The following is a 14,181-nucleotide window of genomic DNA, read 5'->3' as shown; positions in this document are numbered from 1 at the left end:
AGCCGAGTTTCAGTGCGCGAAGGTCAGATAGATCAGTACCACGTTCAGCAGCGTAATCACCGCCGCGACCGCCCAGCCGAACGCCGTGGTCACCCGGCTGTTCACGTCGGCCCCCATCAGGGTGGACTTGCTGGTCAGGCGGATCAGCGGCACCAGCGCGAACGGGATCCCGAACGACAGCACCACCTGGGAGATGACCAGCGCGCGGCTGGGATCGATGCCCGTGCCCAGCACCACCAGCGCCGGGATCAACGTGACGAGCCTGCGCACCAGCAACGGGAACGTCTTGCGCAGCAGCCCCTGCATGATCATCGCCCCGGCGTACGCACCGACCGACGTCGACGCCAGCCCCGAGGCCAGCAGCCCGATCGCGAAGAGCAGTGCGACTCCTGGCCCCAACGCGTCGCGGACGGCCGCGTGCGCCCCTTCGATCGAGTCGGTGTCATCGCGGCCCTGCAGGTTGGTCGCCGCGATCAACAGCATCGACATGTTGACCGCCCCCGCGACCAGCATGGCGATGCTGACGTCCCACCGCGTGATCCGCAGCAGCCGGGCGCGCGGGGCGCCAGCCGCGGGGTGTCCGTGCCGGTCGCGGGCGAGGCCGGAATGCAGGTAGACCGCGTGCGGCATCACGGTTGCGCCGAGCATCGCGGTGGCCAGCAGCACGCTCTCCGGGCCGTCGAACCGGGGCAGCAGGCCGCCCACCACCTCGGCGGCCGGCGGCGTCCGAACGAAGAGGCTGGACAGGAAGCCGATCGCGATCACCAGCAGCAGGCCGGTGATCACCCGCTCGAACACCCGCTGGCCCCGGCGGTCCTGCACGGCCAGCAGTATCAGCGACACCACGCCGGTGATGATCCCGCCGACCAGTAACGGCAGGCCGAACAGCAGTCGCAGCGCGATGGCACCGCCGACCACCTCGGCGACGTCGGTGGCGATCGCCACCAGCTCGGCTTGCAGCCAGTACCCGACCCGGGTCGGTGTGCGGGTGTGGTCCCGAACGGCTTCGGGCAAGGTGCGCCCGGTGACCAGACCGAGTTTGGCGGACAGGTACTGGACCAGTCCGGCCATCACGTTGGCCATGACGATCACCCACACCAGCAGATATCCGAACTGGGCGCCGGCGCTGATGTTGGCCGCGACATTGCCCGGATCGACGTAGGCGATCGCCGCGACAAAGGCGGGGCCGAGCAGATACCAGCCCGCAGTGCGGGCCCGCGTCACCTGTGCCAACCGCCGAGCTTTCTCTCCGGTCACTCAAACTGAAAAGTTAGGGTAACCGAAAAGTTCGGTCACAGACCGATGAAAATCCCGCCCAGCCCGATACCGAAGCCGCCGTAGCCCCAGCCGGCCAGCGGGTTCTGCAGGGCCGGGTTGGGCGAGGTGACAATCGCGGCATGGCCCGGCGTCTCGCAGACCGTCGTGCTCGGGCCGGTGTCGGTGCACTGTGCCGGGCGGGCAGCCGCCGGGACGGCCAGCACCACGCTCGCGACCGCAATCAGTAGGGGAGCGCCAAGAATGATCTTGGTTCGCATGGTGGCCTCCTTCGTGGCCGTGCTTCGAAGTCAGCGGCCTCCGCCGCCGTGGCCTCCGCCGCCGCCGTTGTCGGCGGGGCCGGGGCCACCGAAGATCAGTGCGGGACCGTAGAACTCGTCACCCCAGGGGTAGGCGAAATCCTCCGGAACTTCCGGGGTGGAGTTGAGCTCGACGTTGCCGGGCGTGGCGCACTCCGTGTTCTGGCCGCCGATGACGGTGCTGCCGCCGGTGTCGACACAGGTGGGGAGCGTCGGGTTGATCAGCGTCGTGTCGGCGACCGCCACCGGCGCGAGCGCACCGGCGGCCGCTCCGGCCGCGATGATGATCGGAAACACATAGCGGAGCCTTTGCCGCATGGACATCTCCTCCTGACCCTTCGTGGCATTTTCCCTACCTAGGGAGCGTACAGCCCTTTGCCAGTGACGAGCGGCAAGTCGATCGTGGTCCGAATGCCTGCCGGTGCGGCCACCACTGCGGGAATGGCGTTGACGAGTCGCATGGCGGTGGCCACCAGTCCGGCGTGGTTGTGATCGCCGTTCGGCGATCCCAGACACACGTCCACCGCATACGACGGTTCGCCGGTGATCTCGATGCGGTAGTTGCCGCCGGGCTGAGCCGGCTGCGGCCACTCCGGATACAGGTCCTCGCGCAGTCGGGTGACGTGTTCGACGACGATCACCGGAGCGCCGCCGACCAAGCCGATCACCTCGAAGCGCAGTCCCGCCGCGGTGCCTTTCGCGATCGTGCCTGCCGCGATCTCGATGTCCTCCGGTGCGGGCTCGCGGACATACATGTCCTCGATGCCGTCCAGTTCGAGTCCGAGCCCGGCAGCGATCTGGCGGATCACCGAACCCCAGGCCAGGCTCAGCACGCCGGGCTGCAGCAGCATCGGGATGTCGTCGAGCGGCTTGCCGAAGCCCATCACGTCGAACATCACGGTGGCGCTGTCGTAGGTGGCGTAGTCGAGGATCTCCATGCACCGGATCTGCTCGATGCGCTGGCAGGTGCCTGCCAGCGCCAGCGGCAGTAGATCGTTGGCGAAGCCGGGGTCGATGCCGTTGACGAACAGGCTCGAATTGCCTTGCTGGGCAGCATCTTCCAGCGGCTTGATCATCTCCTCGGGAATCACCTCCCACGGCCACTGCAGGAACACCGGGCCGCTGCCGACCACGTTGACGCCGGCCGCCAGGATGCGACGGTAGTCCTCGAGCGCCTCGGGCAGCCGGTTGTCGGCCAGCGCGTTGTAGACCACACAATCGGGCTTGGCGGCCAGGATCTCGTCGAGATCGGTGGTGGCGGCGACGCCGGTGGCCTGGGAGAGCCCGGCCAGTTCGGCGGCGTCCTTGCCGGCCTTGGAGTCCGAGGAAACCCAGACCCCGGTGAGTTCGAACTCCGGGTTGCTGATCAATCCTTTGAGCGCGTGGATACCGACATTGCCGGTGCCGACTTGTGCGACGCGAATGGGCATGGTGCTCCTCAGGTCGGATCTACAGGTCTGGAATGGGAAGGTCGAGGTTCGGCACGATGAGGCCACCGTCGACCTCGATCATCTTGCCGGTCAGATAACTGGCGGCCGGCGACGCGAGATAGACCGCGGCCGCGGCGATGTCGAGCGGATCGCCGAGCCGTTTCATCGGCGTCGCTTTCTCCATCGGGTCGCGCAGTGCGTCGTTGGAGGCGACGATCTCCAGCGCCGACGTCAGGATCGAGCCCGGCGCGATCGCGTTGACCCGGATCTTCGGGGACAGGTCCAGCGACGTGAGCCGGGTGTAGTGCGCGAGGGCGGCCTTGGCCGTGCTGTAGGCGGCGAATCCGCGCCCGGCCAGCCGGCCCATCGTCGAGGTGATGTTGATGATGTTGCCGCCGCCGGAGTGCTCGATCATCAGCGGCACGGCGGCCAGCGTGAGGGCGTGCGCGGTGAGGACATTGAACGTGAACGCGTCCTTCATGTCCTTGACGCTGGTGTTGAGTAGCGCGTTGGGCATGGTGCCGCCGACGTTGTTGACGACGATGTCGAGCTTGCCGAACGCCTCGACGGCCTTGCCGGCCAACTCGCCGGTGGTCTCGGGGTGCGAGAGGTCGCCGACGACGATGTGGGCGCGGCGGCCCACTGCCTCGATCTGCTTGGCCACCGACTCCAATTCGGACTGGGTGCGCGAGCCGATGACGACGTCGGCGCCGACTTCGGCGAATGCGATGGCGATTGCCGCCCCCAGGCCGCGGCCCGCGCCGGTGACCACTGCAACTTGACCGTCAAGTCTGAACTTGTCGAGTATCACGTGTCTCTCTTCCCTTGTCGGCGAACACCGTAACAAGACCGCTTCGGTTGATGACGCTCCTTTCGGAACGTAACTGAAACACGTTCTACTTTGGTGCCGAGTTCGAAGAATCGGCAGAAAATTCACATCCCGAACGGCTCAGGACTTCTTGGCGGCTTTCTTGGCGGGCGCCTTCTTCGCGGCGGTTTTCTTGGCGGGTGCTTTCTTCGCGGGAGCCTTCTTGGCCTGGCCGTCGTCGCCGCCGTCGTCGTCACCGGACCCACCGCGGCGACGTTTGACGCTGGCCTCCAGCTTGGCCAGCAGATCGGAGACGTCCTCCGTCTCGTCGAGTTCGGCGGGCTGGTCCTCGGTGGTGAACGCCTCTCCACCTTCGAGCTTGGCGGTGACGAGTTCCCGAAGCTGCTCCTGATAGGTGTCGCGGAACTCGTCGGGGCGGAAGTCGTCGGCCATCGACTCGACGACCTGGCCGGCCATCTTCAATTCGGCCGGTTTGATCTCGACCTCCTTGTCGAGCACCGGGAAGTCGGGGTCGCGGATCTCGTCGGGCCAGAGCAGCGTGTGGATGACCATCACGTCGCGCTTGGAGAAATCCTTGACCCGCAGTGCCGCCAGCCGCGTCTTGCTGCGCAACGCGAAATGCACGATGGCGACCCGGTCGGTATCGGCAAGCGTTTTGGCCAGCAGCACATAGGACTTCGACGATTTCCCGTCGGGCTCCAGGAAATAACTGCGGTCGTACATCAGTGGGTCGATCTCACTGGCGGGCACGAACTCCACCACTTCGATCTCGTGGCTGCGTTCCTCGGGCAGTGTGGCGATGTCCTCGTCGGTGATCACCACGGTCTGGCCGTCGTCGGATTCGAAGGCCTTGGCGATGTCGCGGTACTCGACGACCTCACCGCACACTTCGCAGACGCGCTTGTAGCGGATGCGGCCGTTGTCCTTGGCGTGCACCTGATGGAACTTCAGATCGTGGTCTTCGGTGGCGCTGTACACCTTGACAGGGACGTTCACCAGACCGAATGCGATCGAGCCTTTCCAGATGGAACGCATCTGTCCAGTATGCCGGGCCGATCGCCGATACCGAGGCTAGATGGCGGGTTCGTCCAGCGGCGTCAGCCCGAGCGGGGTATCGGGGTTCGCGCCCGGCGCACCGCTCATGTATCCCTGCTCGGGGGCGTACTGGCAGTTGTTGTTCATCGGGGTCTGATCACCCGAGCAGTACGGCACGTGATCCTCCGGATCGGCGGCCGCCTGCGGAGCACCGATCAACGCGGGCAGCACCAGAAGAGCGGCAGCCAGCATTTTGATCACTAGTCCACGGTAACAGCGGGTAATACCGTGGGATGGTGAATGACGTGTGGCCGCCGGGGGCGACGCGAGGACCGCGCGTGGTGCTCACCAACGCCGACAAGGTGCTCTACCCGGCCACCGGCACCACCAAGGCCGACGTGTTCGCCTATTACACGACCATCGCCGACGTGATGCTGCCGCACACCGCGGGCCGGGCCGTCACCCGGAAACGCTGGCCCAACGGCGTCGACGAACCCGCATTCTTCGAAAAGCAGCTGGCCAGTTCGGCGCCGGGATGGCTCGAGCGCGCGACCGTGGAGCACCGGTCCGGCAAGACCACCTACCCGATCATCGAGACTGCGACGGGGCTGGCGTGGATTGCGCAGCAGGCGTCGCTGGAAGTCCATGTGCCGCAATGGCGATTCACTGCGGACGGAAAGATAGGTCCGGCAACACGTTTGGTGTTCGATCTCGACCCGGGCGAAGGCGTGACCATGCCGCAGCTGTGCGAGGTGGCCAACGCCGTGCGCGAGCTGATGGACGACATCGGGTTGACGGTCTACCCACTCACCAGCGGCAGCAAGGGGCTGCATCTGTATGCCCCGCTTGCCGATCCGGTCAGCAGCAGCGGGGCGGTCGTGGTGGCGCGCCGGGTGGCCGAACAGCTCGAGAAGAGCATGCCCAAGCTCGTCACCGCGACAATGACGAAGAGTCTGCGGGCCGGCAAGATCTTCCTGGACTGGAGCCAGAACAACGGCTCCAAGACCACGATCGCGCCGTATTCGCTTCGCGGCCGGGATACTCCGACGGTGGCCGCCCCTCGGACGTGGGATGAGATCGGCGATCCCGCGCTGCGGCACCTGGAGTATCACGAGGTGCTGGCGCGGGTCGCCGAGCAGGGCGACCTGCTGGCCGGGCTGGACGACGACATGCCCAAACATGACCGGCTGACCACGTATCGCAGCATGCGCGATGCGACGAAGACACCGGAGCCGGTGCCCAAAGCGACGCCTGCGGTCGGGCAGAACAACACATTCGTCATCCAGGAACACCATGCGCGGCGGCTGCACTACGACTTCCGGTTGGAGCACGACGGTGTACTGGTGTCGTGGGCGGTGCCGAAGAATCTGCCGGACACCCCGGCCGTCAATCACCTCGCCGTGCACACCGAGGATCACCCGCTGGAGTACGGGACGTTCGAGGGTGACATTCCGAAAGGCGAGTACGGCGGCGGCAAGGTGATCATCTGGGATTCCGGGACGTATGAGGCCGAGAAGTTCCGGGACTCCGGCGCGGAGAAGGGCGGCGAGGTGATCGTCGACCTACACGGCCAACGAATCTCGGGACGCTACGCCCTGATTCAGACCAAGGGCGACCAATGGCTGGCGCACCGGATGAAAGAACAGCCGGCACCGCGGTTGCAGGACTACTCGCCGATGCTTGCCACGCTGGGGTCGGTGGAGAAGCTGACCGCCGCCCAGTACGCATTCGAGGGCAAGTTCGACGGGTATCGGTTGCTGGTCGAGATCGCCGACGGACAGCTACGGGCGCAATCGCGTAGCGGACGCGACCTGACCGCCGACTATCCGCAACTGCGCTCGCTGGCCAAGGATCTCGCCGATCACGACGTGATCCTCGACGGCGAGGTGGTGGCGCTGGACGCCGACGGGGTGCCGAACTTCGGCGAGATGCAGAACCGGGTGCGCGCCACCCGGATCGAGTTCTGGGCGTTCGACATTCTGCGGCTCGACGGGCGCTCACTGCTGAAGGCCAAATATCGCGATCGTCGCAAGATACTCGAAACCTTCGCCGAGGGAACGGGTCTCAGCGTGCCGCCGTTGCTCGACGGTGACGGTCCGCAGGCGCTGGAGTTCTCCCGCAAGAAGAAGTGGGAGGGTGTGGTCGCCAAAAAGTGGGATTCGACGTATCAGCCGGGCCGTCGGTCGGCGGCGTGGATCAAGGACAAGAACTGGAACACGCAGGAGGCCGTGATCGGCGGGTGGCGCGAGGGCAACGGCGGACGCTCCAGCGGTATCGGGGCACTGCTGTTGGGCATCCCCGACGACGGTGGATTGCGGTTCATCGGCCGGGTGGGCACCGGGTTCTCGGACAAGGAGCTGGCGCGCCTGAAGAAGATTCTGGCGCCGCTGCACACCGACGAATCACCCTTCGCCACAGCACTTCCCAGATTGGACGCCAAGGGTGTGACCTATGTGCGTCCCGAGCTGGTCGGTGAGGTGCGCTTCGGCGAGTGGACGTCCGACGGCCGGCTGCGTCACCCGAGCTGGCGTGGACTGCGGCCCGACAAGGAACCGGGCGACGTGGAGCTCGAGTCGCCGAGTTAGGCCGCGTCGTCGTCCGCCCCGTCGGGCGGCCGGTCGTCCCCCAACAGTCGCTCGGGGTGGTGGAAGTCGTTGACACCGCCGCGCAGCATCGGAAGTCCCGGTGGCGGTATCCATTCGGTGTCGCCGTTGGGCAGTTGCCGGGTGGTCCAGCCGCCGGATTCGACGAGTTCGTTGTCGGGTGGGCAAGCCAGCGTGAGGTCATCGATGTCGGTATTGCCGCCGGTCTTCCAGTCTTGGGCGGCGTGATGGACATCGCTGTGGTAGCCGGGTGCGTCGCAGCCCGGTCTGCTGCAGCCGCGATACTTGGCGTGCAACATGATTCGCTGGTCTGCCGTGGCGATCCGTTTGGTGCGGCCGAGCCACAGCGCGCGGCCATCGACACCGTCGAACAGAGCCAGATAATGGTAGGCGTGGCTGGCCATCCGGATTAGGTCTGGGATTGGCAGCAGCGTGCCTCCAGCGGTGATCGCGTGTCCACTTTGGGCTTGCAGGTCCTGGATGGTGGCGGTGGCGATCACAGTGACAGGAAGACCTTTGTGCTGACCGAGTCTCGGATCCCCGAGCTGTCCGCGCATCATTGCTTTGAGCGCGTCGTGTTGGCGCTGGCCCCGGGTGCGGGAATCCCGTTGCCGTGCGTAGTCGGTGGGCTCGTCGAGCACGGTGGGGGTCTCGTCGGCCGGGTTGCACATGCCCGGTGCGGCGAACTTGGCGAACGCGGCGTCGATCAATGCCCGTGTTTCGGGGTCGGCGACCAGCTTGCCTTCACTCATGCCGTCGGTGCGTTGTCGGCGGCTCCAGGTGAAGCTGCGTTGCCGTGCACGGTCTTCGTCGGAGAACAGGCCATCGGGATTCAGGTGCAGGGCAAGGCGTTCGGCAACGCTCTCCAACTGATCGGGCCGCAGCACTGCCGCCTTCTGGGCTAGCGACTTTTCCGCTGCTTCGACCACAGTCGGCGGCACGTGGCTCGGCAGCTGGCGGAAGAACTTCTGGATCACCTGCAGATGCTCACCGTCGAGTTCACCCGCTGCCCAGGCCTGCGCGGTCTGCGGCAGCACCGGCGGCAACGGGTCGCCGGTCAGGGTCCAGCGAGGCGCCAACTGCGCAGCATCGCGGATGCGGCGGCGCGACTCGGTAGGACTGACCCGTAACACATCCGCCAACGTGATATCGATCTTCGGGCAGCCCTCGAACCGCTCCAACTTGCTCACCAGCGCATACGACACCGCCACCTGACGACGCCGTGCGGTCTCCAGTCGCTCCATGACCACAAATCGCTCCGGCGGCGACAAGACATCGAGATCGATCGCGGCCAAGGCCCCGACAGCATCGTCGAGAGCCTCCAATACCACATCGATCGAACTCATGTTCGAAAGCCTACTCCGGCGCGCCGACAGAAAATCGGGGCTCACGTCGATCTGGGGATGAACCAGAGAGTGTTGATAACTAGATCGCCAACGCCGCCGCAGCGACCGCCTCTTCCAAGCCCCGCGTCGCCAACTGGTCCGCCAGCTCGTTGTCGGCGACGCCGGAATGGCCTTTCACCCAGAACCATTCGACTCGGTGCTGCGAACAGGCGACCTGCAGCCGCTGCCACAGGTCGACGTTCTTCACCGGCTGCTTCGCCGCCGTCATCCAGCCGTTGCGCTCCCAGCCGAGCACCCACTTGGTGATGCCGTTGCGGACGTACGTGCTGTCGGTGTAGAGGTGAACCGACACCGGCCGGGTCAGGGCCTCCAGCGCCATGATCGGCGCGGTCAGCTCCATCCGGTTGTTGCTCGTCGCGCCGGGCTCGCCGCCGCACATCTCGCGGACGTGTTCGCGCATGCGCAGCACCGCACCCCAGCCGCCGGGGCCGGGGTTGGGCCGGCAGCCGCCGTCGGTGTGGATGACAACCGTCTCGCTGACCTCCGAGCTCATGCGCCGAGAATAGGCGGCGAGATCATCGCGGTGCGCACCGACATGCCCAGATCGCGATGCTTCAGGGTGGTGATCCGGCGACCCGGCTGCACGGCATCTTTCACTCGCAGCGCGCGGTCGCCGAAGAACGCCGCCGCCGCGTCGATGTCCGTGACGACGTACGTGACGCCCCACAACGACGACGGACCGCCGGCGGTCGCACCGGGTGAGCCGACGACCTCCAGGATGACCGGCCCCAGCCGGAAGAAGATCTGCCGCATCGGCTGACCGCCGAGTTCGGCGTCGCGTTCTCGGCGTGGTTTCAGCCCGATGTCCGACAACGACGAGACGGTCCGGGAAAGGTTGGGAGACAACAGCACGACGTGGTCGATCCCGGTCACGCCGTTGGGGTGTGCGGCCGGCTCGGGAACATCGGTTCCGGACGACGTCGTCGGGATCCCGTCGACGTGGCCGTCCACCGGCAGGCCTCGCAAAGACCAACCGACGATGCCGGATCCCTGCCCGGCCAGGCGCACCCGCACGTCGCCGATTCGGGCGACCGAGTCCGGATCCACGCTGAACCCGGCGTCCCGCCACGCTGAGGCGGGGTCGCCGACGTGGATCTCATCGATGGTGACGGTCATGGCCCCTGAAGGATCGGCTTCAACGTCTCCAGCACTGCCGGGTCTTCAATGGTCGACGGCACCGGCTCGTCCTTGCCGTGCGCAATGCCGCGCATCGTCTTGCGCAGGATCTTGCCCGAGCGTGTCTTCGGCAGCGCCGGAACCACATCGACCAACCGGAAGCACGCCACCGCACCGATCTCCTCGCGGACCGCGGCCACCAACTCCTCGGCCAGCCCGTCGGCCGAAGCGCCCGCCTTCAGCACCACGAAACCGCGCGGCACCTGGCCCTTGATCTCGTCGGCCACCCCGATCACCGCGCATTCGGCCACCGCGGGATGCCCGGCCAGCACCGCTTCGATCGATCCGGTCGACAGCCGGTGTCCCGCAACGTTGATCACATCGTCGATGCGGCCCATCACGAACAGGTAGCCGTCCTCGTCGAGGTAGCCGCCGTCGCCGGTCAGGTAATAACCAGGGTGCTCGCACAGATACGACGCCTCGTACCGTGCGTCGTCACCCCACAGCGTGGGCAGCGTTCCCGGCGGAAGCGGCAGGCTGATGCAGATGGCGCCTTCCTCGTTCGGCTCGCACCGGCTGCCGTCCACCCGCAGGATCTGCACGTCGTAACCCGGCATCGGTACCGTGGGCGATCCCGCCTTGAGTGGAAGATGTTCCACCCCCATCGGATTGGCGGCGATCGCCCACCCCGTCTCGGTCTGCCACCAGTGATCGACAACGGGCACACCGAGTTTCGCCGATGCCCAGGCGTAGGTGTCCGGGTCCAGCCGTTCACCGGCCTGGAACAGATACTTCAGACACGACAGGTCGTAGCGATCTGCGTGCGAGGCCTGCGGATCCTCCTTGCGGATCGCACGGATCGCGGTCGGGGCGGTGAACAAGGCTTTCACCCCGTGCTCGGACACCACCCGCCAGAACGCGCCGGGATCCGGTGTGCCGATGGGCTTTCCCTCGTAGAGCACCGTCGTGGCGCCGGCCAGCAGCGGCCCGTACACGATGTAGGAGTGGCCAACCACCCACCCGACGTCGGAGGCCGCCCAGAACACGTCGCCGGGGTCGATGTCGTAGATGTGCCGCATGCTCCACAGCAGCGCGACGGCATGGCCGCCGTTGTCGCGGACGATCCCCTTGGGCTTGCCCGTCGTGCCGGAGGTGTAGAGCACGTACAACGGATCGGTCGCGGCCACCGGCACGGGATCGGCGGGAACAGCGGCCGCCATCGCGGCGGACCAGTCGACGTCGCGGCCGTCGACCAGATCGCAGGCGTGCTTGTCCCGCTGCACGATCACGCAGGCATCAGGCTTGTGCGACGCAAGCTCCAGCGCGTGGTCGAGCATCGGCTTGTACTGCACCACCCGGGTCGGCTCGACGCCGCACGACGCCGAGACGATCACGACGGGCGCTGCGTCGTCGATCCGGGTGGCCAACTCGTGCGCCGCGAACCCACCGAACACCACCGAGTGCACCGCACCCAGGCGGGCGCACGCCAGCATCGCGATCACCGCTTCGGGGATCATCGGCATGTAGAGCACCACGCGGTCACCCTTGCCGACCCCGAGGTTACGCAGCACGCCCGCGAATCGTGCTGTCTCGTCCAGCAATTCGCGGTAGGTGTAGACCCGCTGATTGCCGGTGACCGGGGAATCGTAGATCAGTGCGGCCTGGTCGCCACGCTCCGCGATGTGCCGGTCGAGTGCGTTGGCGCACGTGTTCAGCTCGGCGTCGGGGAACCACCGGTAGAACGGCGGGTTGCTGTCATCGAGAATGCGCTGCGGCGCGCGAGTCCACGTGACCGCACTCGCAGCCCGCGCCCAGAACTCTCCCGCGTCAGCCACGCTGGCGTCGAACAGTTGGCGATACCCGCCCATCCCGGCTTCCTCCCGTCATTGGGTGTAAGCACGGTAGCGCGGCAAGGTGACGCAGGCCTCACCTGTCAGGGGTTTGTCGCCGAACGCACCCGCATCTGCGCCGAGCGGTACGCGGTCAGGCCAGCTCGGCCAGATTCGACACCGATTTGCGTACATCGGACTCCAGCACGCGAGCCACCAGACGCCCGACCGCTCCATTGAGCACCCCGCCGGAGATGTCGGCGATCAGGTGAAAGCAGGTGCGCTGATCGATTTCGGCCACGTTCATGGTGATGCAGATCCGGACGGCGGGCCAGCCGGTGCCGCGCAGCTCGATCGTGCGCGGCTCGTCGTACTTCGTCACCCGCCAGTGAATGGTGTTGCGGAACCCCTTGACCTTGATCAGCGACGAGACCTCGGTGCCCTCGCCGATCTGTTCCGGGACCGACCCGCGCCAGCCCGCGAAGATCGTCATCCACTCGCCGAAGCGGTTCAGATCCGAGGCCAGCTTCCAGGCCTGCTGCGGTGCCACGTCGGAGGGCACGGATACGTCAACAGTCGCCATGGGGCGCCTGTACCCGCTCCTGCGGCACCGCTAACGTGCAGCACATGTCTGCGGTGGAATTCGACGAGCTCGAAGACGGAATTGCTCAGGTCACGCTGAACCGGCCGAACCTGCTCAACGCGATCGACGGTGCGCTGATGGACGGGGTGGACGACGCCCTCGACCAGCTGAGTTCGTGGAAGTACCGGGTTGCGATCCTGACCGGTGCGGGCCGCGGTTTCTGCGCGGGCGCCGACCTCAGCGGTACGGGGAAGCCGTGGACCGAGCCGGCCGCCGCGGAGTTCAAGACGACCTACGACGCCCAGGTGCGGCTGGCCGACCAGCTGACCCGGCTCTACGAGCTGCCCATCCCCGTGGTCGCGGCGGTCAACGGGGTGGCCGTGGGTGGGGGACTGGCCTACGCGCTGCACTGCGACATCCGGATCGCGTCGCAAACCGCGCGCTTCGGTTCGGTGTTCATCAAGGCCGGGTTTTCGTCGCTGGACATGGGCACCAGTTACCTGTTGCCGAAGATCGTCGGCGCGGGTGCGGCCCGGGAGATGATGCTCACCGGACGGATCATCGACGCCGACGAGGCCTACCGGATCGGGCTGGCGCACGAGGTGGTCGCCGACGACGCACTCGCCGACGCGGCACTGGCGATGGCCCGCAGCATCGCCGCCAACAACGCCTTCGGCGTCTGGCAGACGAAGACCGGCTTGAATGCAGCCCTGGATGCGCCAAGTCTGCGGCATGCCAAGGAGATCGAGAACCGGACGCAAATCCTGACCGGGTTCACCAACAACCCGCGTGAGGCCGCGATGGCGCACCGGGAGAAGCGGGCCCCGAACTGGGATGCGCTCTAGCCGTTGACTTTTGCGATCACTCGCTCGGCGAACATCTCGAGATTGCGGATCTTGTCGTCCAGCGGCTCGGTGTCGGGCCCCTTGGTGTAGGGCAGCCGGAATCCGACCATCACGTCGGTGATTCCCTTGTCCTCCAAGCGTTTCACACCGTCGACGGTGAAGGCGTCGAGTGAGATCACGTGGATTTCGAAAGGCCGGTCGGTCGTGCCTTCTTCCTGCCGGTACCGGTTGAGCTTGACCAGCAGGTCGTCGAGATCGTCGGTGCCGCCACCGTGCATCCAGCCGTCATTGCGGGCGGCCCGGCGCAGCGCGGCGTCGGCATGCCCGCCGATCAGGATGGGCAGCGGCTCGGACGGCGCAGGCGTCATCTTGGTCTTGGGGATGTCGTAGAACTCGCCGTGGAACTCGAAGTAGTCGCCGCTGGTGAGGCCACGGATGATCTCGATGCATTCGTCCATCCGCTTGCCCCGCTTGGCGAACGGCACCCCCATCAGTTCGTAGTCCTCCGGCCACGGACTGGTCCCCACCCCGAGGCCGACGCGGTTTCCGATCAGCGCGGCCAGCGACCCGGCTTGCTTGGCCACCAGGGCCGGCGGGCGGATCGGAAGTTTGAGCACGAAGAAGTTGAACTTGAGCCGTTCGGTGACCGCACCCAGGGCCGCGGTCAGCAGGAACGTCTCGATGAACGGCTTGCCGTCCAGGAACTCCCGGTTGCCGTCCGGGGTGTACGGATAGGTGGAGTCCGACTCGTACGGATAGGCCACGCTGTCCGGAATCGTCATCCCGTCGTACCCGGCGGCCTCGACGGCCTTCGCGAGCGGGATGTAGAAGGACGGATCGATCATCGCCTCGGCGTAGGTGAATCGCATGCGGCGATAGTAGAACGTGTTCTACCTGTCGTGGTCGAAGATCCTGATGGTCGGGAGCTCAA

15 protein-coding genes are annotated in these 14,181 nt (G+C 66.4%); 2 read left to right on the top strand and 13 right to left on the bottom strand.

Going from position 1 to position 14,181, the window contains the following annotated elements; translation table 11 throughout:
* Nucleotides 1–9: 9 nt before the first annotated feature.
* The 7 genes from CRM90_RS22360 to CRM90_RS22330 form a co-directional block, all read right to left on the bottom strand.
* Nucleotides 10–1,233, bottom strand: a complete 1,224-nt coding sequence (locus CRM90_RS22360) for an Nramp family divalent metal transporter (protein WP_102809150.1) — start codon at nt 1,231–1,233, stop codon at nt 10–12.
* Between the two features lie 59 nt (nt 1,234–1,292).
* The gene (locus tag CRM90_RS22355) at nt 1,293–1,535 is read right to left on the bottom strand and encodes a hypothetical protein (RefSeq protein ID WP_102809124.1); all 243 of its coding nucleotides are present in this window, start codon (nt 1,533–1,535) and stop codon (nt 1,293–1,295) included.
* 30 nt (nt 1,536–1,565) lie between these two features.
* On the bottom strand, nt 1,566–1,892 hold the full coding sequence (locus CRM90_RS30750; RefSeq protein WP_199189998.1) for a hypothetical protein: 327 nt from the start codon (nt 1,890–1,892) through the stop codon (nt 1,566–1,568).
* Nucleotides 1,893–1,930: 38 nt separating this feature from the next.
* Entirely contained in the window at nt 1,931–3,004 is a 1,074-nt protein-coding gene (locus CRM90_RS22345) for an NAD(P)H-dependent amine dehydrogenase family protein (RefSeq protein WP_102809122.1), read from the bottom strand.
* A gap of 19 nt (nt 3,005–3,023) precedes the next feature.
* Nucleotides 3,024–3,815 carry an SDR family oxidoreductase gene (locus CRM90_RS22340; protein ID WP_102809121.1) on the bottom strand — a complete coding sequence of 264 codons (792 nt, stop codon included), beginning with the start codon at nt 3,813–3,815 and terminating at the stop codon, nt 3,024–3,026.
* Nucleotides 3,816–3,953: 138 nt separating this feature from the next.
* Complete coding sequence (ku, locus tag CRM90_RS22335) at nt 3,954–4,868, bottom strand: non-homologous end joining protein Ku (RefSeq protein ID WP_102809120.1); 915 nt, start codon at nt 4,866–4,868, stop codon at nt 3,954–3,956.
* Between the two features lie 36 nt (nt 4,869–4,904).
* Entirely contained in the window at nt 4,905–5,120 is a 216-nt protein-coding gene (locus CRM90_RS22330) for a hypothetical protein (protein WP_102809149.1), read from the bottom strand.
* 44 nt (nt 5,121–5,164) lie between these two features.
* On the opposite strand from CRM90_RS22330, the gene CRM90_RS22325 reads away from it, so the two are divergent.
* Nucleotides 5,165–7,453, top strand: coding sequence for an ATP-dependent DNA ligase (locus CRM90_RS22325; RefSeq protein WP_502693302.1), 2,289 nt, complete (start codon nt 5,165–5,167; stop codon nt 7,451–7,453).
* Here CRM90_RS22325 and CRM90_RS22320 read toward each other — a convergent pair.
* The 5 genes from CRM90_RS22320 to CRM90_RS22300 all read right to left on the bottom strand — a co-directional run bounded on the left by CRM90_RS22320 (nt 7,450) and on the right by CRM90_RS22300 (nt 12,405).
* Nucleotides 7,450–8,817 (bottom strand): HNH endonuclease signature motif containing protein, encoded by a 1,368-nt coding sequence (locus tag CRM90_RS22320; protein WP_102809118.1) that lies wholly within the window; start codon nt 8,815–8,817, stop codon nt 7,450–7,452. The two genes, CRM90_RS22325 and CRM90_RS22320, sit on opposite strands and share 4 nt — an antisense overlap.
* A gap of 79 nt (nt 8,818–8,896) precedes the next feature.
* The gene (gene rnhA / locus CRM90_RS22315) at nt 8,897–9,370 is read right to left on the bottom strand and encodes a ribonuclease HI (protein WP_102809117.1); all 474 of its coding nucleotides are present in this window, start codon (nt 9,368–9,370) and stop codon (nt 8,897–8,899) included.
* Nucleotides 9,367–9,993 carry a VOC family protein gene (locus tag CRM90_RS22310; RefSeq protein ID WP_102809116.1) on the bottom strand — a complete coding sequence of 209 codons (627 nt, stop codon included), beginning with the start codon at nt 9,991–9,993 and terminating at the stop codon, nt 9,367–9,369. Before CRM90_RS22310 ends, rnhA begins: the two co-directional genes overlap by 4 nt.
* Nucleotides 9,990–11,861: a propionyl-CoA synthetase gene (locus tag CRM90_RS22305; protein ID WP_102809115.1), complete on the bottom strand. Its 1,872-nt coding sequence runs from the start codon at nt 11,859–11,861 to the stop codon at nt 9,990–9,992. The genes CRM90_RS22310 and CRM90_RS22305 overlap by 4 nt, the downstream gene beginning before the upstream one ends.
* 115 nt (nt 11,862–11,976) lie before the next feature.
* A complete protein-coding gene (locus tag CRM90_RS22300; RefSeq protein WP_102809114.1) occupies nt 11,977–12,405 on the bottom strand; it encodes a type II toxin-antitoxin system Rv0910 family toxin in 429 nt (142 codons plus the stop codon).
* A gap of 44 nt (nt 12,406–12,449) precedes the next feature.
* Here CRM90_RS22300 and CRM90_RS22295 point away from each other — a divergent pair, with 44 nt between their 5' ends.
* A complete protein-coding gene (locus CRM90_RS22295; protein WP_102809113.1) occupies nt 12,450–13,250 on the top strand; it encodes an enoyl-CoA hydratase/isomerase family protein in 801 nt (266 codons plus the stop codon).
* Here CRM90_RS22295 and CRM90_RS22290 read toward each other — a convergent pair.
* The gene (locus tag CRM90_RS22290; RefSeq protein WP_102809112.1) at nt 13,247–14,119 is read right to left on the bottom strand and encodes an LLM class flavin-dependent oxidoreductase; all 873 of its coding nucleotides are present in this window, start codon (nt 14,117–14,119) and stop codon (nt 13,247–13,249) included. The genes CRM90_RS22295 and CRM90_RS22290 overlap by 4 nt on opposite strands.
* Between the last annotated feature and the right edge of the window lie 62 nt (nt 14,120–14,181).

The organism is Mycobacterium sp. ENV421 (genome assembly GCF_002887815.1).
Lineage (GTDB): Bacteria > Actinomycetota > Actinomycetes > Mycobacteriales > Mycobacteriaceae > Mycobacterium.
Note: the sequence above shows the minus strand (reverse complement) of the source record. Positions and strands in the feature narration are given on the sequence as shown.